At 36.2% G+C, this 16494-nt stretch carries 29 protein-coding genes; 20 read left to right on the plus strand and 9 right to left on the minus strand.

Annotated elements, in window-relative coordinates; all coding sequences use genetic code 11:
• The first annotated feature begins 4 nt into the window (after positions 1 to 4).
• Genes HCB38_RS07500 through HCB38_RS07525 form a run of 6 tightly spaced genes read left to right on the plus strand, consistent with a single transcriptional unit; the run spans position 5 to position 5651 of the window.
• Complete coding sequence (locus HCB38_RS07500) at positions 5 to 748, plus strand: hypothetical protein (RefSeq protein ID WP_185638049.1); 744 nt, start codon at positions 5 to 7, stop codon at positions 746 to 748.
• Complete coding sequence (locus HCB38_RS07505; protein ID WP_185638051.1) at positions 694 to 2952, plus strand: phage tail spike protein; 2259 nt, start codon at positions 694 to 696, stop codon at positions 2950 to 2952. The genes HCB38_RS07500 and HCB38_RS07505 overlap by 55 nt, the downstream gene beginning before the upstream one ends.
• Positions 2949 to 4052 (plus strand): BppU family phage baseplate upper protein, encoded by a 1104-nt coding sequence (locus HCB38_RS07510; RefSeq protein ID WP_185638053.1) that lies wholly within the window; start codon positions 2949 to 2951, stop codon positions 4050 to 4052. The genes HCB38_RS07505 and HCB38_RS07510 overlap by 4 nt, the downstream gene beginning before the upstream one ends.
• A 48-nt stretch (positions 4053 to 4100) precedes the next feature.
• Entirely contained in the window at positions 4101 to 4403 is a 303-nt protein-coding gene (locus HCB38_RS07515) for a hypothetical protein (RefSeq protein WP_185539682.1), read from the plus strand.
• Between the two features lie 4 nt (positions 4404 to 4407).
• A complete protein-coding gene (locus HCB38_RS07520; protein ID WP_185638055.1) occupies positions 4408 to 4689 on the plus strand; it encodes a phage holin in 282 nt (93 codons plus the stop codon).
• A complete protein-coding gene (locus HCB38_RS07525) occupies positions 4689 to 5651 on the plus strand; it encodes an N-acetylmuramoyl-L-alanine amidase (protein WP_185638057.1) in 963 nt (320 codons plus the stop codon). The genes HCB38_RS07520 and HCB38_RS07525 overlap by 1 nt, the downstream gene beginning before the upstream one ends.
• 43 nt (positions 5652 to 5694) lie before the next feature.
• On the opposite strand, the gene acrIIA1 is transcribed toward HCB38_RS07525, so the two are convergent.
• The 4 genes from acrIIA1 to acrIIA3 form a co-directional block, all read right to left on the minus strand.
• On the minus strand, positions 5695 to 6144 hold the full coding sequence (gene acrIIA1, locus HCB38_RS07530; RefSeq protein WP_185638058.1) for an anti-CRISPR protein AcrIIA1: 450 nt from the start codon (positions 6142 to 6144) through the stop codon (positions 5695 to 5697).
• The gene (locus HCB38_RS07535) at positions 6145 to 6396 is read right to left on the minus strand and encodes a hypothetical protein (protein WP_185638059.1); all 252 of its coding nucleotides are present in this window, start codon (positions 6394 to 6396) and stop codon (positions 6145 to 6147) included.
• Positions 6397 to 6423: 27 nt separating this feature from the next.
• Positions 6424 to 6657 (minus strand): hypothetical protein, encoded by a 234-nt coding sequence (locus HCB38_RS07540; RefSeq protein ID WP_185638060.1) that lies wholly within the window; start codon positions 6655 to 6657, stop codon positions 6424 to 6426.
• A 102-nt stretch (positions 6658 to 6759) separates the two neighbouring features.
• Positions 6760 to 7137, minus strand: a complete 378-nt coding sequence (gene acrIIA3 / locus HCB38_RS07545) for an anti-CRISPR protein AcrIIA3 (RefSeq protein ID WP_185638061.1) — start codon at positions 7135 to 7137, stop codon at positions 6760 to 6762.
• A gap of 147 nt (positions 7138 to 7284) precedes the next feature.
• Here acrIIA3 and HCB38_RS07550 point away from each other — a divergent pair, with 147 nt between their 5' ends.
• From HCB38_RS07550 to HCB38_RS07560, 3 genes are all read left to right on the plus strand, one after another.
• Positions 7285 to 8589, plus strand: a complete 1305-nt coding sequence (locus HCB38_RS07550) for an IS630 transposase-related protein (RefSeq protein WP_185638063.1) — start codon at positions 7285 to 7287, stop codon at positions 8587 to 8589.
• Between the two features lie 508 nt (positions 8590 to 9097).
• On the plus strand, positions 9098 to 9589 hold the full coding sequence (locus HCB38_RS07555) for a hypothetical protein (protein ID WP_185638065.1): 492 nt from the start codon (positions 9098 to 9100) through the stop codon (positions 9587 to 9589).
• Between the two features lie 266 nt (positions 9590 to 9855).
• Positions 9856 to 10089 (plus strand): hypothetical protein, encoded by a 234-nt coding sequence (locus HCB38_RS07560; RefSeq protein WP_185638067.1) that lies wholly within the window; start codon positions 9856 to 9858, stop codon positions 10087 to 10089.
• Positions 10090 to 10288: 199 nt separating this feature from the next.
• Here the strand turns inward: HCB38_RS07560 and HCB38_RS07565 are convergent, their stop codons facing one another.
• The 4 genes from HCB38_RS07565 to HCB38_RS07580 form a co-directional block, all read right to left on the minus strand.
• Positions 10289 to 11125: a hypothetical protein gene (locus HCB38_RS07565; RefSeq protein WP_185638069.1), complete on the minus strand. Its 837-nt coding sequence runs from the start codon at positions 11123 to 11125 to the stop codon at positions 10289 to 10291.
• Between the two features lie 9 nt (positions 11126 to 11134).
• Complete coding sequence (locus tag HCB38_RS07570) at positions 11135 to 11458, minus strand: helix-turn-helix domain-containing protein (RefSeq protein WP_185638071.1); 324 nt, start codon at positions 11456 to 11458, stop codon at positions 11135 to 11137.
• Between the two features lie 11 nt (positions 11459 to 11469).
• Positions 11470 to 11949: an ImmA/IrrE family metallo-endopeptidase gene (locus tag HCB38_RS07575; protein ID WP_185638072.1), complete on the minus strand. Its 480-nt coding sequence runs from the start codon at positions 11947 to 11949 to the stop codon at positions 11470 to 11472.
• 83 nt (positions 11950 to 12032) lie between these two features.
• Positions 12033 to 12359: a helix-turn-helix domain-containing protein gene (locus HCB38_RS07580; protein WP_070260977.1), complete on the minus strand. Its 327-nt coding sequence runs from the start codon at positions 12357 to 12359 to the stop codon at positions 12033 to 12035.
• A gap of 252 nt (positions 12360 to 12611) precedes the next feature.
• On the opposite strand from HCB38_RS07580, the gene HCB38_RS07585 reads away from it, so the two are divergent.
• From HCB38_RS07585 to HCB38_RS07625, 9 genes are all read left to right on the plus strand, one after another.
• Positions 12612 to 12899, plus strand: a complete 288-nt coding sequence (locus HCB38_RS07585; protein ID WP_185539706.1) for a helix-turn-helix domain-containing protein — start codon at positions 12612 to 12614, stop codon at positions 12897 to 12899.
• A gap of 157 nt (positions 12900 to 13056) precedes the next feature.
• Complete coding sequence (locus tag HCB38_RS07590; RefSeq protein ID WP_185638074.1) at positions 13057 to 13248, plus strand: hypothetical protein; 192 nt, start codon at positions 13057 to 13059, stop codon at positions 13246 to 13248.
• The gene (locus HCB38_RS07595) at positions 13199 to 13474 is read left to right on the plus strand and encodes a hypothetical protein (RefSeq protein ID WP_185638077.1); all 276 of its coding nucleotides are present in this window, start codon (positions 13199 to 13201) and stop codon (positions 13472 to 13474) included. Before HCB38_RS07590 ends, HCB38_RS07595 begins: the two co-directional genes overlap by 50 nt.
• Positions 13475 to 13546: 72 nt before the next feature.
• On the plus strand, positions 13547 to 13813 hold the full coding sequence (locus tag HCB38_RS07600) for a hypothetical protein (RefSeq protein ID WP_070260973.1): 267 nt from the start codon (positions 13547 to 13549) through the stop codon (positions 13811 to 13813).
• 1 nt (position 13814) lies between these two features.
• Positions 13815 to 14075 carry a hypothetical protein gene (locus tag HCB38_RS07605; RefSeq protein WP_185638079.1) on the plus strand — a complete coding sequence of 87 codons (261 nt, stop codon included), beginning with the start codon at positions 13815 to 13817 and terminating at the stop codon, positions 14073 to 14075.
• Positions 14053 to 14421 carry a hypothetical protein gene (locus HCB38_RS07610; protein WP_185638081.1) on the plus strand — a complete coding sequence of 123 codons (369 nt, stop codon included), beginning with the start codon at positions 14053 to 14055 and terminating at the stop codon, positions 14419 to 14421. Before HCB38_RS07605 ends, HCB38_RS07610 begins: the two co-directional genes overlap by 23 nt.
• Positions 14412 to 14627: a hypothetical protein gene (locus HCB38_RS07615; protein ID WP_185638083.1), complete on the plus strand. Its 216-nt coding sequence runs from the start codon at positions 14412 to 14414 to the stop codon at positions 14625 to 14627. Before HCB38_RS07610 ends, HCB38_RS07615 begins: the two co-directional genes overlap by 10 nt.
• Positions 14600 to 15319 carry an ATP-binding protein gene (locus HCB38_RS07620; protein ID WP_260484224.1) on the plus strand — a complete coding sequence of 240 codons (720 nt, stop codon included), beginning with the start codon at positions 14600 to 14602 and terminating at the stop codon, positions 15317 to 15319. The genes HCB38_RS07615 and HCB38_RS07620 overlap by 28 nt, the downstream gene beginning before the upstream one ends.
• A 1-nt stretch (position 15320) precedes the next feature.
• Positions 15321 to 15680 carry a hypothetical protein gene (locus HCB38_RS07625; protein ID WP_185638085.1) on the plus strand — a complete coding sequence of 120 codons (360 nt, stop codon included), beginning with the start codon at positions 15321 to 15323 and terminating at the stop codon, positions 15678 to 15680.
• An 8-nt stretch (positions 15681 to 15688) separates the two neighbouring features.
• On the opposite strand, the gene HCB38_RS07630 is transcribed toward HCB38_RS07625, so the two are convergent.
• Positions 15689 to 15967 carry a hypothetical protein gene (locus tag HCB38_RS07630; RefSeq protein WP_185638087.1) on the minus strand — a complete coding sequence of 93 codons (279 nt, stop codon included), beginning with the start codon at positions 15965 to 15967 and terminating at the stop codon, positions 15689 to 15691.
• Positions 15968 to 16053: 86 nt separating this feature from the next.
• Between HCB38_RS07630 and HCB38_RS07635 the strand changes: the two genes are divergently transcribed.
• On the plus strand, positions 16054 to 16230 hold the full coding sequence (locus tag HCB38_RS07635; protein WP_185638089.1) for a hypothetical protein: 177 nt from the start codon (positions 16054 to 16056) through the stop codon (positions 16228 to 16230).
• Positions 16227 to 16478, plus strand: coding sequence for a hypothetical protein (locus tag HCB38_RS07640; protein WP_185638091.1), 252 nt, complete (start codon positions 16227 to 16229; stop codon positions 16476 to 16478). Before HCB38_RS07635 ends, HCB38_RS07640 begins: the two co-directional genes overlap by 4 nt.
• The last annotated feature ends 16 nt before the right edge of the window (positions 16479 to 16494 follow it).

The raw sequence follows: 16494 nt of genomic DNA on the forward strand, positions 1-16494 counted from the left end.
CTGTTTGACTGAAACATTTTTTATTTTTAACAACGAATCAAGTTTAGACTACAATTTGGCAGTTAGAGAGCGCGCCTCTTATACTGCTGCTGAGCGAAATATTGAGTACATAGAAGTTGCAGGGCGTAACGGGACTTTACTCCGCGATAAAGGTACGTTTAAGAATGTAGAAGAACCAATTTCATGTTATCTATTTGCGAATGATAGGTCAAGTAAGAATATTCGCGAAGAGTCAAGTGCCGTTTTTAGCTGGTTAAAGAGTCCGATTGGCTGGTGCAATTTACTATATAGCGATGACCCTCATTATTTCATGAAAGCACACTTAGCAAAAGAACTTTCCTTTAACGAAATTTTTCACCTCTTTTATGTGGGTGAGGGTGCCCTTAATTTCACGCGTAAACCAGAGCGTTGGGCTATCGTAGGGAAACAAGTACACACAATAATCCGTTCAGGGGAGCAGCTTATAAACCCGGAACCCTTTGCAAGTTTACCTCAAATAAAAGTCTATGGGACTGGTGATATTACGCTTTATGTAAATAATCAAACTGTTGTTTTGAAAGATATTACAGATCCTATTGTGTTAGATAGCGAAATGAGAAACAGCTACACAAAAGAAAATAATATCCTCGTTTCTGCAAATCATAAAGTTAAAAACACACTGCCGTCGCTTACTCCCGGCGTGAATGAAATTGCTTGGATTGGAAACATAAGCAAAATAGAAATAATGCCAAGGTGGTGGACGCTATAGCTTTCCCGGTTTTATATAAAGCAGATGATGCCGACTTACTAGCTGGGCTAGTCCCTCAAAATAACGGTGTGGGTGTATTAACAAATATATCTAACGCAGTCGTTACAGAGGAAAAACAAGGCGCGTTCACATTCACATTTACCTACCATGCCGCGAATGAGTTTGACGAAGATTATGACTTACAAAAAGTAATTTTCGATAGTCTTGAAAAACGTGCAGTTGTTAAAGTAAAAGTAAACGATTTTGACGGTGAAAAATTATTTAGGATTGATGAGTCGGATTTCGATGTTACAAGCGAAATAAAAACAATTACAGCGATAGCAATCGGGCAATATGACCTCGCAGCTAATTCGTTTGTATATGTGAACAAAAAAGGTGCGACACCTGCAGTTGCTTTAAACGCTATTTTAGATACTGCGGTTGTATCTAACAATTATACAGCGTGGTCTGACATAACTACTACAGGAAATTTCAGCCTTGAATACAAAACTGTTGCGGAAGCTATTGCCGGCACAGAGGGCTCTATTATTGACACGTGGCGCACAGAATTAGAGTGGGATAACTTTACGATTAAAATGCATAAAAACCGCGGGGCAAACCGTGGTGTGCGTATTGAATATGCAAAGAATCTACTTGGACTAAACGAAACTACTACAGGCGATGTAGTTACGCGTATTATTCCTTTCGCTAATATCGATGATGGTAGCGGTGGACAGCTTAAAATTGCACTAAAAGAAGTCACCATTGATGCGGAAAATGTTAGCGATAATGAAATTGCGTTAGCGCTTCCTGTTGACTTTTCGCAGGAAATGATGGACCGCGGATATACCACTGAGGCACACTTGCGTTCGTTAGCGACAAATTATTTTAAATCAACGTCCGCAAATATTCCGAAAATAAGCCTCGATGTTGACTTTGTGCAGCTGTCTAAAACAGAAGAGTACAAAGAATATGCGGTACTTGAACAAGTTGCATTATGTGATACAGTGACAATTTGGCATGAGCGCTACAACAAAAATATCGAAGCTACTGTCAATAAATATACATACGATCCGATTGACGAACTTTATTTGTCGCTGGAACTAGGCGACGCAAAATATTCCCTAAACTCAAAAGCGGAAAGTGATGCGAAATCTAATGCAGCTTTAACAGACAAGATTGACGGCACTTATGATTTTATACAGCTTGCAATTGACAAAGCAACCGATTTAATTACGGGTAATGACGGCGGTTATGTTCTTCTTTATCCACCGAAGCGCCCAGCCGAAATTTTTGTAATGGACACGGCTGACGTAAATACTGCGCAACAGGTATTACGTTTAAATAAGTCGGGGATTGGGTTCAGCAGCACCGGCATAAACGGTGAGTATAAAACAGCTTGGACTCTAGATGGGGCATTTAATGCGAATTTTATAACATCGGGCACAATAACCGCTGTTAATCTTAAAGGCGTTAACATTACTGGTTCGACGGGTTATTTTGACACACTATACTCTAGTTTTCTGCCCGGGCTGCCGTCGCCGCAGTATCGAGAAGAATTGCAGATGGGCGGCGGTGCTGGTTTTCATTTAACTGCTCAATCAGTATCAAAAGCACATCCTGCGCTACAAATACGCATGAACACAAACGGCGACTTAGGGCTTGCCATTGAAGCGATAAACGAAAACACAGGCGCAGTACATGCGGACAAAGTTGTACGTTTATCACCATTCGCGGGAATTGAAACGCCTCTTCTGCAAAGTGATGGCTGGTGCTGTATCGGGGCTAACCCCGACGGCAAAACCGCTTCTATTGATCGGCACACGTGGGTTTCTGGCGGTGGTCCTCAATTGCGTTATGTGCCGCATCGCGCAAGTAATTTTGAAACAGCATCAAGTGAAGAATATAAAACAAATATACGCAAAGTAAAAACGAAAGCCTTTGGTAAAACAGCTAAGCAAGTTGTCACTGAAACGGATGTATTTACTTATTCACATATTTCGGACGAAACAAATGAAACGAAAATTGGTTTTATTGCAGAACAAGCTTCTGAGTCCCTTACAACTGCTGATGGTAAGGCAATTGACTTATATAACTCTGTTGCATGGTTATATCAATACGCAAAAGAGAACGAAGCAGAAAAAGAAGAACTACGCACAGAAGTGTCAGAGTTAAAAACACTTGTAAATAAATTAATCGAACAAGTTGGCGAGGTGAATAAATGAGTAAACTTAGAAGAGTGAAAGCAACATTAGATTTAAATAGAAAAAGTTGGAACATTGAGCGCATTGAGGCAATTCAGGGCGATATTGATTCATTGACTTTAGAGGTTCAAATAGTAGATAGCGGTAAGATCCCTGACTTATCGGAGTACGTGCCAACATTTGCGGTAGTTCTGCCGGGAACAACTGAATACGTAATAGACAACTTGCATTTTGATACATCTAAAATGAACGAAGGGTATTTCGAATACACATTTGTAAAAGAAGCATTTTCAGTCGCGGGAACATATGATACTGCACGTTTTATTTTACAGAAAGCGGATAAGACTGAATTGTCGGGAATGCCTCGTTTTACCTATTTTGTAGAAGCAGACCCGCTACAAGGAAAAGTAGTCGCAGAAAGCTATGTAAGTGATTTCGAAAGATTAGAACAAATGATACATGCTGTAGAATTAGAAATTGCTGAACTACATGATGAAGTGACAAGTGAAAGCGTGCGTTTAGATAGTGAAATTGCGGAACTTGATGAAAAAATCAATACAGAAACTAGTAAGCTTCAAAGTGAAGCAGATGAATTGCAACAGCAGTTTGATAACTTAAACCCCGCTCAATTCGCACAAAAAACTGCTTTGGATGAACATGTTAATGATGCTGATATTCATGTTACAGCGACTGATAAAACGAACTGGAATGCAAAAGAAACAACAGAAGGTTCACAGGCTAAAGCTGATAAAGCGCTTAGTGATGCTAAAACGGATGCGGCTACTTTATATGAACCTAAAATCTCAGTAACGGCATGGGTAGCACCGGCATTAAAAACGGGGTTCTCTATTTTAAGCTCGGCATACCCGCCACTTTATCGATTAAAAGGAAGTACACTACAATTAAAAGGCGCGATTGGTCGAACGAGTGCAAAAGGTGTAATGTTTACACTTCCCGCAGGCTACAGACCGGCTGAACGTCGAGGTTTCTCAACGCCTTTGGTTTCGTCTGTCTCAGGCACAGTAGCTACAGTATATATTCAGCCTAGCGGAGATGTTGAGCTTGTTGCAGCGTCGCAAGATTCGCCTGTGTGGATTGAAATTTCATTAGATATAGATTAAGCCTCTTCGGCTTATTTTTTATGCATAAAAGACAGGAGATGAGTTACGGTGCAGATTTTAGGAATATCATTAACGGACTGGTTCGCAATTATTGGCTTCGGAGGAACACTACTTAGCGGACTTATTTTTATATTTAAACGAATTGTTGTGCAGCCAATTCTAGACAGGTTATCCAATTTAGCAGATTCGATGGATAATTTTAGCGCACAACTAAGTGAAAGTAAGCAAGATCGCCAAACATTGCATTTGCGTGTAAATAAAGTGAGCGGTCGTGTTGATCGAGTTGAAACACGCTTGGACTACATAGAAGACGACATAAAAGAGATTAAAAACAAAACAAATCAGGAGTGAGGAAATGAAAATTAACTGGAAATTACGCCTAAAAAATCCGCAAATGTGGGTTCCGTTTCTTTTGTTTCTAGTGAGTACGATTCTTGCAACTGCGCAAGTAGAAGGCGCAAGTATGACCAGCTGGGCAGCGCTAGGGGACTTACTCTTAAGTGTTATCAGTAATCCGTACCAATTATTTGCCGTGCTGTTTGCGGTTTATGGTTACCTTGTAGACCCGACGACAAAAGGCGTTAGCGACAGCGCAAACGCATTAAATTATTCTGAGCCGAGAAAGGAAGTTAAATAATGTACACATATTATAACGTAACTTCAAACGCGGGACATTCACATAAAGTAGAAGGTGCTTTCGGAAATGGGTACAAAGAACATGTAGAAGCACTTAAGTATAATAACGAATTTATTGCGGAAGTGAAAGCGGCGGGGGCAAAGGCATTTAATACGACTTCGGAAGCTGGCTCACAAAGCTCGATTCTTGTAGAACAAGCGAAAAAAGCAAACACAGTAAGTAGAGCAGGGCGCCTCGATGTTTCGTGGCACTTTAATAGTGCTGCAAATAAATCGGCAACAGGTGTTGAAGTACTCTATTATGACAACGCACAAAAACAACTTGCGGCAGATGTGTCAGCTGCGTTAGCGAAAACGCTCGGGCTTCGAGATCGAGGACCGAAACAGCGCAAAGACTTGTATTTCCTTGCGAATACAAACGCACCTGCTATCTTAATTGAAGTAGCATTCATTAGTAACGCAAATGATATGAAAGCTGCAACTACTAAGCGAACAGCTGCTGTTAAGGCTGTAGTTAAAGTCATTACTGGCAAAGACGCAGCTGCGAAAAGTACAAATCCGAATCGACATGATGGCAAAGTCGTTGACAGTGCGCCATTACTGCCGAAAATGGACTTTAAATCAAATCCTGTGCGCATGTATAAATCGGGAACTGAGTTCTTAGTATATGAGCATAATCAGTATTGGTACAAGACGTATATTGACGACAAACTATACTACATGTATAAGAGTTTTTGCGGTGTTGTAGCTAAAAAAGACGCAAAAGGTCGCATCAAAGTTCGAATTAAAAGCGCGAAAGACCTGCGCATTCCAGTTTGGAATAACACGAAATTAAATTCGGGAAAAATCAAGTGGTATGCGCCGGGTGTTAAACTAGCGTGGTACGATAATAAAAAGGGTTACTTAGAGTTATGGTATGACAAGGACGGCTGGTATTTCACAGCAAACTACTTCTTAAAATAAATTTAAAGACCTCCTAGCTTTGCGCTAGGGGGTCTTTTTTTTGTTACATAAATTCGTTTTTCTTTTCTTTTAGCACAGTAATAGCATTTTCTAATGCTTTTCGGACATCTTTTTCTATATCTGCATGTGTTTCATTTTCGAATCGATTAAATGTAAAAGGTAGCACTTCAATATTCGCAGACTCAAACTCTTTGATTAAGCAGTATAATTCGAATTCTTGCGCGGGAAAGGAGAGTCTATGCGTATCTAACAACTGTTTAAATCCGGCGAGATCATCATAGCTTTTTTCTATCTCTGCTAATTCGAATAAAACATCCGAGTCAGACAAACCAGTAACAAGTGCTAGCCCTCGCAATAGTGAAACGGTGTATTTATTTAAAGCTTTTTCGTTCTGGTCTTTTAAAGTGTTTTGCGAGATACCAGTTAATTTGCTTAACTGATACCTCGTCAAATTGTGCGTTTTTAAGAATTCATCTAATAGTTTAATAGCCATTTAGTTTATTTCCTCTTTATCATAAGTTCTTGTGTAAATTAAATCGTCTTCAAATATCTCAAAACCATCAAATTCGAAGTCTTCCCCGTAATAAACACCTACGTCTTTAACATATTTTTCGGGACAACGGAAATACTGAGTTGCCGCTTCCCTTGTGTTGCGCTCTACACTTGTGAATAGTAGTTCTTCGTTATTTGCTTTTGCGTAGTTAATCAATTCAATTACATCATTCTTGTACATAGTTTTACCCATTTTTCATCATCCTTTATATTTGTATTTTTACCACTCTTCTAATTTATTACCTTCACTATCAGATATAACGAAATCACTTTCGTTTTCATAACATGTTTTTAGAAACTCTTCGAAACTTGTTTTATCACTACTTTCAAGCTCTTTTTCCTCTTCTTGCACCTCTTCATAAAGCTCTTTTGCTTCGCGTTCCATTAAATCTTTATATTCCTTTTCAGTTAACAGTGTGTTAGTTCCTTCGTTGTACCAATAAGCTTTTTCCATTTTGTCATCCATCCTTTTATATATATTTTGTTCGTTGCTATATTTATATTATACTACGAATAAACGTAGCAGTCAATGAATTTATTAATTATTTATAAAGTTTTAAGCTGCTGTTTGCGGAAACAAGTCATTGTGCATTTTAACTGCTTTCATTGCGCAAGCCCAAACACTTAAACCAAAATGCTTTTTAGTTTCATCTTTTACACTAGTAAATTTTTCATCATCTGAAATATTAAAACGTAATCCTAGTTTTCTTTCAGCCCAATTCCACGCTTTCAACTCTTCGCTTTTAGTAATATATTTGCTTTCTTTTTTATATTCTTCAACTTCTTCTTTCGCTTTAGACCACGCTGCTTTTAAGCATACGGAGAAAGTTTTTTCTTTGGCTATGTAACTTACCCATTCGATATCGCTTAACCAAACATTGCTATCGTTGAACCAATTCCAAGCTTGTTTCATAATTTCTGATTTGTTATACATTGTGTATTCCTCCCGTTCCTTTACTATATACATATTATACTACGGATAATCGTAGTAGTCAATAGTTTTATTAAATTTATTTTGGAATATTTTTTTAGTTGACTTTGCATTCCGAAAGATGTACTTTTAAAGGGAGGTGAACCGTTAATGGATAATGCGAAATATAATAGATTAACTATAATAGAACGAACAGACAAGAAAACAAAAAGCGGAAATCTTTTATATCTTTGTCAATGTGAGTGTGGAAATACGTGTACAACGACACTTGCAAAACTAAGAAGTGGGCATACTAAATCCTGCGGTTGTTTAATAAATGATGTTGCAGCTAAGAAGTTTGAAAAATACATCGGTATGAAAAATAACAAACTAACTATAAGAGCCGATAGCGGGAAAAGAACTAAAGCTGGACAAAGAATTGTTCTGTGTCAATGTGATTGCGGTAATACATGTGAAGTTATTTTTGCTAAATTTAATAACGGATATACAAAGTCGTGTGGTTGCTTATCTTTAGAAAAGAAAATGCAAAAGCATTCTAGTGTACGTAGCGCGAAAGTGGTTGCAACCATGAAAGAAAATAATATACTTGTTGAAAATACTAATATTGCGGTTATTTCAAGAAATACAATCATGTCAACGAACAAAAGCGGAGTAACAGGTGTTAGTTATGATAATGAACGTAACAGATGGATTGCACAAATAACATTTCGAGGAGAACATAAACATCTAGGAAGGTTTATTAAAAAAGAGGATGCTATAAAAGCGCGAAAAGAAGCAGAAGAAAAATATTTTAAACCGCTAATTGATAAATACAGCAAACCGGAAAGCGAAAAGCCTAAAATTGATAGAAAAAAATTACAAGCTTATATTAAAAAGTTTCCAGATGCGCCTGCAAAAGATATAGCAAGTCATTTTAATGTATCAATAACAGCTATTCTATATCATATTAATCGTTACAATCTTAAATATAACAAGAAAAGTCGAACTAAGACTATTGATCAAGTAGAGTTTGAACAATTTGTTGAACGTAATCCAAAACTATCTAAAAAGGATTTAGCAAAACACTTTAATGTGACAATGCAAACTGTTAATATTCACATGAGAGTAATGAACAAAGATTTTAATATAAACATTGATATTGAAGAGTTAAAAGAATATATTAAAAATAATCCAGCCGTTAACATGGACGAATTAAGCAAACATTTCAATGTTAATAGACGACAATTATTTGATGTTATGAAAACACATAATATCAAATATGAGCGGAAAACGCCTAGAGGTAGAAAAATAGATGTGGAGAAACTTCGGGATTATATTATTGAGAATCCAAAATTATCACAAAAAAAATTAGCGGAACATTTTAAAGTTAGTTTACCGACTATAGATCGTTATATTAAAGAATATGATTTACCTTATATACCTAAGTATTCGCCGAGAAAAAATAAATTTGTATAAAAATACCCCAGACATTTTTATCTGGGGTTGCTGTTATATTCAGATGTAAAAAACGGGATGTCAAACAGCTAATAGTTGAATGAAATTACTAGATGCAAAAACATCTATGAGATTATTATTACACGCACATTGATTAATAGTCAATTATTTTGAAATTCAGTGAATAATTATACACTATATTCGCTTTGTTAAAATATAAAATGATAAATTTTTAAACAAATATACTAAATGAATTTATTTATATAGGGATTAAATAGATTTATGTGTATATTTTATGTCGAATCGAAGCTATAATGCATAAATGATGAATAATAAGATAAAATACGTGCATTTTTGTGTGCAAAACATTTTAATCACACACTTTGTGTAAGAATAAATCTAAATAAGCCTCATTTTAAGTCGTTCATGACAAGAATCGGACATTTCATTACATTTTTGGTTATACATTAGGTTAATGTGTTAGAATTTTTTTCGTAACATAATCTATTACATAAAAGGAGAGAAAAAAATGAAAAAATATCTAGTTGTTGCATTATCTGCTTGCTTAGTTTTTGGTAATCTTGCGCCTGTAGTTTCATTTGCAAATGAGAGTAAGGAACAAATAATTTCCGAAGAAACTACTCCTACAGCAAATTTGGATGTAGATTTAACTCCAGCCCCCAAAATGATGTTATTTGCTAATCAAACAGAGTCTGGAGGTTCTAAGTTTAAATACGTGTCTAGTGTAGTAGTGAACTTAAATTCTATTGGAGTAAATAAGATGTATCAAGCAATATATGTTGGGGGATTCACTAGAATACCTCTAGGAAATGAAGTTACGAAAGCTGTAGTTGGTGTGTTTCTACCTGCACCTTTCAAACAATATAAGTACATGAAACAAACAATTTACAAAAGATCAGATAGTAAGTATCATTATTATAAAGTTATTGATGAATTTTCAAATAGTAAATCTACTTGGAAGGGTCCAGTTCAATCAACAATACAAAAAGTGAGGAGATAAAATGAATTATAAAAGATTAGTTGGATATACAATATTTTACATAGTTTTGCTAAGTTCTGTATTGTTATTCATGAAGACATTTAGTTTTTTTGTATTGATTGTAGGGACTATCTGTTATATTTCAGCAATCTATCCATTAGCTAAAAAGAAAAAAGCGGAAATAAAAAAATAATCGTATATTTTTATTTGTAGTACATTATTATACAAGACTTCCCTCTTGATTTTGAGAACGCTTGTTCGTATAATGTTAGCAAGAGGTGAAGAACATGTATAATTTAATTGATGATATTTTAGAACATTCAATAGTATTAGCAGATGCACTTAAGCGTAACTGGTCAATAGAAGTACTGTTTTTAAAGAATAATCATTATGTGCGATACAAGTATGTAGTTCCTGTTTATTTGGACCACGAAAGAAATATAGTTCAACTACAGCGATTTGACGAACGAATAATTGACATTAATATAGAAGATATTGTTTTCTGCGAGATAATGTCATGAGGAGTTATAGTTTTAACGATTTTAAATACATCTGTTATATCGAAGGAAGAGAGCGGGGCGTAAAAAGGCTGCTGAATAATATCGCGTCGGAGAAAGAAATCAAAAAACATTTAAAAGTTTCTGATATAGATGCGATATATAACTTCTATAAAACCGAATACGCAAAGAAAAAGCCTTGACGCAATGTCAGGGCTCATTTTTATTGGATTTCTTTTCCATTAATACTTAACTGAGTGATACGCATTGCACCAGTCATGCCAACGATATTATCAACATTAAAGTCAGATGCTTGATAGCCATCGCCTGTAAGCGTGCCCCATATATCGGCTTTATCGCCAACACCTGCGTCAAAATCTTCCGCGAACACTGGCATAACATAGCCATTCTGGTTTTTAACAAGCCACGCAGGCTCACCATCTACCTGTAGTTTTTGTATTATATCACCAGCATAATAATATTTTTGACCCGTAACATCGACATTTCCTTTAGTATATAACATTTCACCAGTTTCAGCTGGATATTTTTTACTTCCTTGCTCAGCCTCAGTTTTAAAAGAAGAACTATCCGTGTCTTTACTTGACGTGTCGTCACTTCCTAATACAGAAACCGTTTCTACTTTATTTAACATATCATTTTTAATAAATTGTCCATCAAAAGTCTTTTCCGCATCCTTTATTTTTTTTCGGACTTTTTCGCTTTGTTTGTCGAGAGGTAAAGTTGTGTAAGTGAGCGTGTATTTTCCAGGTTTAACATTTTTAAATGTGCCTTTAATCCCACCGAATGCGCCAACTTCACCTGTTTGCTTTTCTAAACTTGTTCCATCGTCAGATTTAGCGGAAATTTCGAATAACATGCCGCTAGGTAAATCTGTATCAATATTTGCTTTAATAGTGTCATCGCTTATCTTTGTTTTAACTTCTATTTCGTCACCGTAGCGCTCTGTTTTAGATTGATCGTTGGAGGTTGGTTGCGAACTACATGCAGTAAGCAATAACACAGTAAAACCAAGAAGTAACGCTATAAATCCCTTTTTCAATTAAACCCCTCATCCCTTTTTCATTTTGATAAATTCGATATATTTCATTATATCATCGTACGTATCTTCTGTAAAAGCACTATCATTTAACAACGCAAGTACTTTCGCAGCATCACTTAATTTTTGCTTGTCATCTATTAAATATGAGACAGGCACATTAAAGTAATCAGCAATTAACTGCACTTTACTTACGCCGGGATCAACAGTGCGCCAGCGTCGAATGGAACCGCGAGCGATTTTTAACTTTTCTTCTAAAACAGTAATTGATATTTTACGCGTTTCAGCCAGCGCCTCAATTTTTTCTACTAATAAACTCCGATTTTCCACACTCAAATGTGTTCACCTCACCAACAATAGCTTTGTAATTTTTGTTCATATAAAGTTCGTTCATATAATTCGAGCCGTTTTTGCGCTAACTCTATCGAAACATTGAACGTTTGTTCAACATCATAAAGCATTTCCATGCGACTTTTAGTGTAGTCAAGGACATCAAGCGCATGTAGAGGTACAAGAAAGCGTTCCGCAAAGTTATCGGCTTGTTTTTCTTGATAATCAATATAAACTTGTCTACTTTTAAATTGATTTCCTTCGTGCAAAAAGAAGTGACCTAGCTCATGTGCAAAGTCATATAATTGTTCTTGTTGCGTTTTTGTATCATTTAAAACAATGTAGTAAATTCCTTCATAATAACCGTGAAAACTGTTTTCAATGCTGCTTTTTAATATTATATTTAATTTTGCGCAGATTGTGTGAGGTAAAATTCTTCCGGCTTCTATCTCCAACTCTTTGTATATTCTGTAAATCATGTCGTCTAAGTAATTCATATAATCTCCACCTTCGTAATCATTAATAGAACACTTGTTCTTATTTTAATACGAAATGAGAATTATATCAATGAATATAGTTACTACTTTTTATTTTCTTCTTTTAATACTTCCCAGATACTTTTAAGTTGCTTAATTCGATCCTCGGGGCTGTCCGCTAATTCACGCATGAATAGTTGCAGTTCGGGATCGTTCTTAAACGCATCAAACTCCGCATCAGAATCGCGCCCCAATAAATAGTCAACGGAAACATTGAAATAATCGGCAACTTTTTGGATTTTGTCAATGCCAGGCGTAGATTTATCCCAGCGCCGGATTGTTCCGTTCGGGATTTTTAACTGTCTTTCCAGCTCAGCAATAGTAATTTTTTTCGAATTTGAAAGTTTTTTTATTCGCTCAACAATAGTCATATCAACGTTCCTCCACAACCTTTAGTGAAAATGTACAAATAAATACATTGTTTTTCTTGACAATGTACGTATATGCTATTATACTTAAGGTAGTTAATATGAAAGACCAAAAAAATAACTTATTCAAAACGTCGGCAAACGGTATTTATAAGTGTTTTAAGGACTTTCTGTATCTTCATATTAGCAAATATGTACGCAAATGTCAATGCGAAATAGGGAATATGCGACTAGAGACGTAGAGGAGGGAGGCTAATGACAAATACTTTTACTAGGATAGCGAATGACGTAATCGAAGACGAGCGATTGAGCCTGCACGATTTAACTTTATATGTAGCACTTTCGAAATTTGCCAATAATAAAACTAAGCAATGCTATCCTAGTAAAGCGTCTCTTTTAAAACTTGCGCGTATAAGTGATTATTCATTTAGAAAGTCTTTAAAGCACTTAATCGAGTACAAATACGTAAAAGTAGAGCAACGCAAAAGCGCTGATGGAAAGCAGTTGTCAAACTTGTATACCCTGTTGAAAACAACATGGTAGGGGTGTTGAAAACGACATGGTACCCCTGTTGAATTCAACATACGAACTATACTCTATTATAACTAGACTTCATATTAACTATACTTCAAAGTACACCGCGCTAACGCACGGACTAACCTTTTAAAAAATTAATTCAGAATTAGAAAGGAATGGCGACATGTACAATAATATAATGATTGAGTTAGAAAAAGACTCTACATATTTAGCGCTGACTTTAAAAGAGAATAAAGCTTTTATGAAAATGTTAGACGGAGCGGATAGCCGGATTTATTTAGCAGCTAAAGCGGAAACTAACCGATATGTTGCCGACGCAATGTTTGACGCTGGAAAGCGTGCTGCATATGAATGAAAAAGAATGTTATTACGCTGCTAACTTAGTTACTATGTACGCTGGGCAAGACTTAGTGGACGTAGAAATTACAAATCGCAATCAATTGCGAACTTTAACGCAACAGTTACAGGAAAAGATTACGACGCTTATACGCATCAATGAGCGGCTGGGAGAAATCGAACTTGAAGACTTTTGCCAAGAATATGGCGTTGAAGTGTCGAGTCAAAGGAGCGGTGCCACGTGAGTTTTATCGCTTTGGTATTTCTAACTTTTGCCGTGGGCGCGTTAGTTTTTACAAGAGGAAAGGAGCGCAAAAATGGGCTTTAAATTAAGCGATCAAGAAACAGTTATTCATTATCAGCATGACACCGGAGAATGGCGTTTATATACAAACGTGCAGAAACATATCAACAAATACAAAGACTTAGTTAAAAATCCCCGATTGGTTAAGGAGAACGAGCGCATAATTTCGTTAGAAGGCGCACTTCCTGATGTAGTTGTGTCATTGTATAAAAAACGGAAAATAGACGAAGAAACCCGCAAAGCTATGGGCGAAAGATTAAAAACGAATCGAGGTAACTGAAATGGAAATTGTTTTAAATAAAATGGAAACAAAAACCTATTATTTTAATAATGAAGATATATACAACATTTTAACTAAGTATTATGCCAGTTTTGTACCCTACGGTTGTAGTATTCATCTGGATGGTGAAAAGGGCGTGATCAGAGATAGTTATGAACGCGATACATGCAGTTTAGAAAAATACGAAATGCTTGAGGCTTTAAATACTTTCTTACCGAAACTAGAAAGGATTGTAGAGTATGACAAAAAAAGAGGTTTCTAAATGGAATACAACGGATTTTACTAAGTATTTACAAGCGGAACACCTGCGTCGGTACGGCATCGAATACCAGCCATTTGGTAAGTGGGCGGTAGAGCAGGGTCACATTGGGCGCATAATCGGAACCGCGAAGAAAAAAGGCACACATTCTAAAGAGTTCTTAAAAGACTTTATTGACGCGTGCTTTAGCGAATATAAGCCCAACGCACAATATCCGGGCATTAGTTTCGGTTTTATGCTGACGTATAAAAAACAGACATGGCAACGCATTGAACTCGAACACCTAAAAAAACAAAAGGATGTAGAGACACCAACGACTAATTGGGATGAGGTAGCGAAATGGCTGTGAAAGAAGAGCGGTGGAGTCCTGTTGCGCGAATTCGTATCGAAGACTTCCCCGAATTAGCAAAAATATATAAAAACACACATAGAGAGAACACCTTCGCTATTGCATTTTTATCCTCTGATAATAATGTGATACGAGTTGGAATTGGACTAGAAGGTGAAATTTATACATTTGTAGACACTTGGAAGGCAGGCGAATTAAATTGGTAAATACTTATAAACAACTCGAGGCACATGCGCAAACAAGTACGCTAAAAGTGTTGCTTGAATCGCGCGAAAGGGTCGCAAATGTGCCGGAAGATTACCGCTTTACAACACTAACCGACAGTATTGTGCGCGAAACACAGCCGGAGCTGTATACGCTACTTGATCGTTATGTACAAACGTTTAGTAAAAAAGACCACGAAGTTAAATCACTTTACCTCTGGTCACAGTCGCCAGGAACAGGAAAAACAACGACAGCAAGCGCATTGTTAAATGAGTACATACTTGCATCTGTAGAATCGCATATAAGCGATGGAGTGCGCCCTCCATTTTGCCCGGCATACTTTCTTGATGTCAACGAATTACAAACATTATACAACGAGTTCGCGCGTCCGAATATTCCGCAACATATTGCAGAGAAAGCAGCGAATAAGTACTATAAAATGTTGGAGGAAGCCAGTAGCGCAGACTTTGCGGTATTCGACGATATAGGCGTTAGAGCAGCGACGGAAGGTTTTCGCGGAGATTTACATAATTTGATTAACAATAGAGTCGCAAATAAGCGAGTGACGATTTATACATCAAATTTACCGCTTGAAGAAATGAAGCAAGTATTTGACGAAAGGTTGTTCGATAGAATGCGCGATCAATGCCAAGATATTCATTTTGCAGGCGAATCAAAAAGGGGGAAGCGTTAAGTTGAAAGCAGAAAATAAGCTTAAACGTACCGAAATAATTAAGCAAATTGGTGTCGCAGAAGATGCGAACGATTTTGCTGAAATTGCTCGCTTAGGTACCGAGTTAATGACGTTAGAAGAGGCGGAAGAAAAGGAACTGAAAAAAAGAAATAAAATAGATCTAACTGTAAATGAGTACCTAAAATACAAAGAAACTTTTACGGACTTAGAAATTGCAGAAATTTGCGATGTACATTATAAAACTGTTTACTTATTCAAGAAACGTCATGGGCTGGTTGGCTTATTAGAACCTTTTAGAAATACAGTAGTAGAAAATCCGCTGGTAGTAGACGATTTGTGGGACGATGGATTTCGGCATTGATGCGCGAGTTAATTACATAAGGCAATAATACTAATAGTAATTGCCGCGAGGGATATACCCCAAGTTATAGTCTGATTGAGAAATGAAAAAATTGCGGATTTTCCTATATCGGTTAATGTATATTTCCCAGTTGGTTTGGTTCCTGTAACTGAAGTTTCAGATAACGTATAAATACTTTTTATATATTTATTATTTATTAGGAATTTCAAATGTCGATAATCTTTACTTAATGCAAATGGTTTGTTCGATAGTCCTTTAAGTAATTTAAAGAAAATAATTACAGTCATTTTATATCTCACCTCACTTTCACAAGTAATTATATCACGTGAAACGTTGAGCTAAAAGAGATGAATGAGAAGAGGAGTGAATGCGTATGAATGTAGCTAATACAATCGAATTATGCAGATTAAAAGAAATGTTGTTATATCAAAAAGAAAAACGCAAAGAAATTGATTTTCAAATTGAAATATTAGAACGGTTAATAAGTGAGACATCAAAGAAAGAAAAAGAAGAAACTAAAATATGGTTGAGCAAGGAGTTAAACACATGAAAACAATCGCAAATGAGTATAAAGAATACATCACAGAAAAAATAAGGCTAAGTGACAACGGTATAAAGCTAACTGCTTATCGTTTTAAAAATGGCTATCAAGCGAGAGTGATAGAAAAACTTGATTCTAATTTTGTATCTCTCGTACTTGTAAAGTTCGATGACGGAAAAAACTCTATAAAAGATATTTTGCTTGAATTAACGAATGAACAACTGAATGAAAAGCTAGAAGAGATTAAGAATTTATGAGTGATAAAGAGAGGTG

The organism is Listeria farberi (assembly GCF_014229295.1).
GTDB classification, from domain to species: Bacteria; Bacillota; Bacilli; order Lactobacillales; family Listeriaceae; genus Listeria; species Listeria farberi.

Excerpts from the sequence above, each read along its gene's own strand:
- HCB38_RS07510 (WP_185638053.1), top strand. The coding sequence starts at position 2,949 with ATGAGTAAACTTAGAAGAGTGAAAGCAACATTAGATTTAAATAGAAAA.
- HCB38_RS07520 (WP_185638055.1), top strand. The coding sequence starts at position 4,408 with ATGAAAATTAACTGGAAATTACGCCTAAAAAATCCGCAAATGTGGGTT.
- HCB38_RS07525 (WP_185638057.1), top strand. The coding sequence starts at position 4,689 with ATGTACACATATTATAACGTAACTTCAAACGCGGGACATTCACATAAA.
- acrIIA1 (WP_185638058.1), bottom strand. The coding sequence starts at position 6,144 with ATGGCTATTAAACTATTAGATGAATTCTTAAAAACGCACAATTTGACG.
- HCB38_RS07535 (WP_185638059.1), bottom strand. The coding sequence starts at position 6,396 with ATGGGTAAAACTATGTACAAGAATGATGTAATTGAATTGATTAACTAC.
- HCB38_RS07540 (WP_185638060.1), bottom strand. The coding sequence starts at position 6,657 with ATGGAAAAAGCTTATTGGTACAACGAAGGAACTAACACACTGTTAACT.
- acrIIA3 (WP_185638061.1), bottom strand. The coding sequence starts at position 7,137 with ATGTATAACAAATCAGAAATTATGAAACAAGCTTGGAATTGGTTCAAC.
- HCB38_RS07550 (WP_185638063.1), top strand. The coding sequence starts at position 7,285 with ATGGATAATGCGAAATATAATAGATTAACTATAATAGAACGAACAGAC.
- HCB38_RS07555 (WP_185638065.1), top strand. The coding sequence starts at position 9,098 with ATGAAAAAATATCTAGTTGTTGCATTATCTGCTTGCTTAGTTTTTGGT.
- HCB38_RS07560 (WP_185638067.1), top strand. The coding sequence starts at position 9,856 with ATGTATAATTTAATTGATGATATTTTAGAACATTCAATAGTATTAGCA.
- HCB38_RS07575 (WP_185638072.1), bottom strand. The coding sequence starts at position 11,949 with ATGAATTACTTAGACGACATGATTTACAGAATATACAAAGAGTTGGAG.
- HCB38_RS07580 (WP_070260977.1), bottom strand. The coding sequence starts at position 12,359 with ATGACTATTGTTGAGCGAATAAAAAAACTTTCAAATTCGAAAAAAATT.
- HCB38_RS07585 (WP_185539706.1), top strand. The coding sequence starts at position 12,612 with ATGACAAATACTTTTACTAGGATAGCGAATGACGTAATCGAAGACGAG.
- HCB38_RS07590 (WP_185638074.1), top strand. The coding sequence starts at position 13,057 with ATGTACAATAATATAATGATTGAGTTAGAAAAAGACTCTACATATTTA.
- HCB38_RS07595 (WP_185638077.1), top strand. The coding sequence starts at position 13,199 with ATGTTGCCGACGCAATGTTTGACGCTGGAAAGCGTGCTGCATATGAAT.
- HCB38_RS07600 (WP_070260973.1), top strand. The coding sequence starts at position 13,547 with ATGGGCTTTAAATTAAGCGATCAAGAAACAGTTATTCATTATCAGCAT.
- HCB38_RS07605 (WP_185638079.1), top strand. The coding sequence starts at position 13,815 with ATGGAAATTGTTTTAAATAAAATGGAAACAAAAACCTATTATTTTAAT.
- HCB38_RS07610 (WP_185638081.1), top strand. The coding sequence starts at position 14,053 with ATGACAAAAAAAGAGGTTTCTAAATGGAATACAACGGATTTTACTAAG.
- HCB38_RS07615 (WP_185638083.1), top strand. The coding sequence starts at position 14,412 with ATGGCTGTGAAAGAAGAGCGGTGGAGTCCTGTTGCGCGAATTCGTATC.
- HCB38_RS07630 (WP_185638087.1), bottom strand. The coding sequence starts at position 15,967 with ATGACTGTAATTATTTTCTTTAAATTACTTAAAGGACTATCGAACAAA.
- HCB38_RS07635 (WP_185638089.1), top strand. The coding sequence starts at position 16,054 with ATGAATGTAGCTAATACAATCGAATTATGCAGATTAAAAGAAATGTTG.
- HCB38_RS07640 (WP_185638091.1), top strand. The coding sequence starts at position 16,227 with ATGAAAACAATCGCAAATGAGTATAAAGAATACATCACAGAAAAAATA.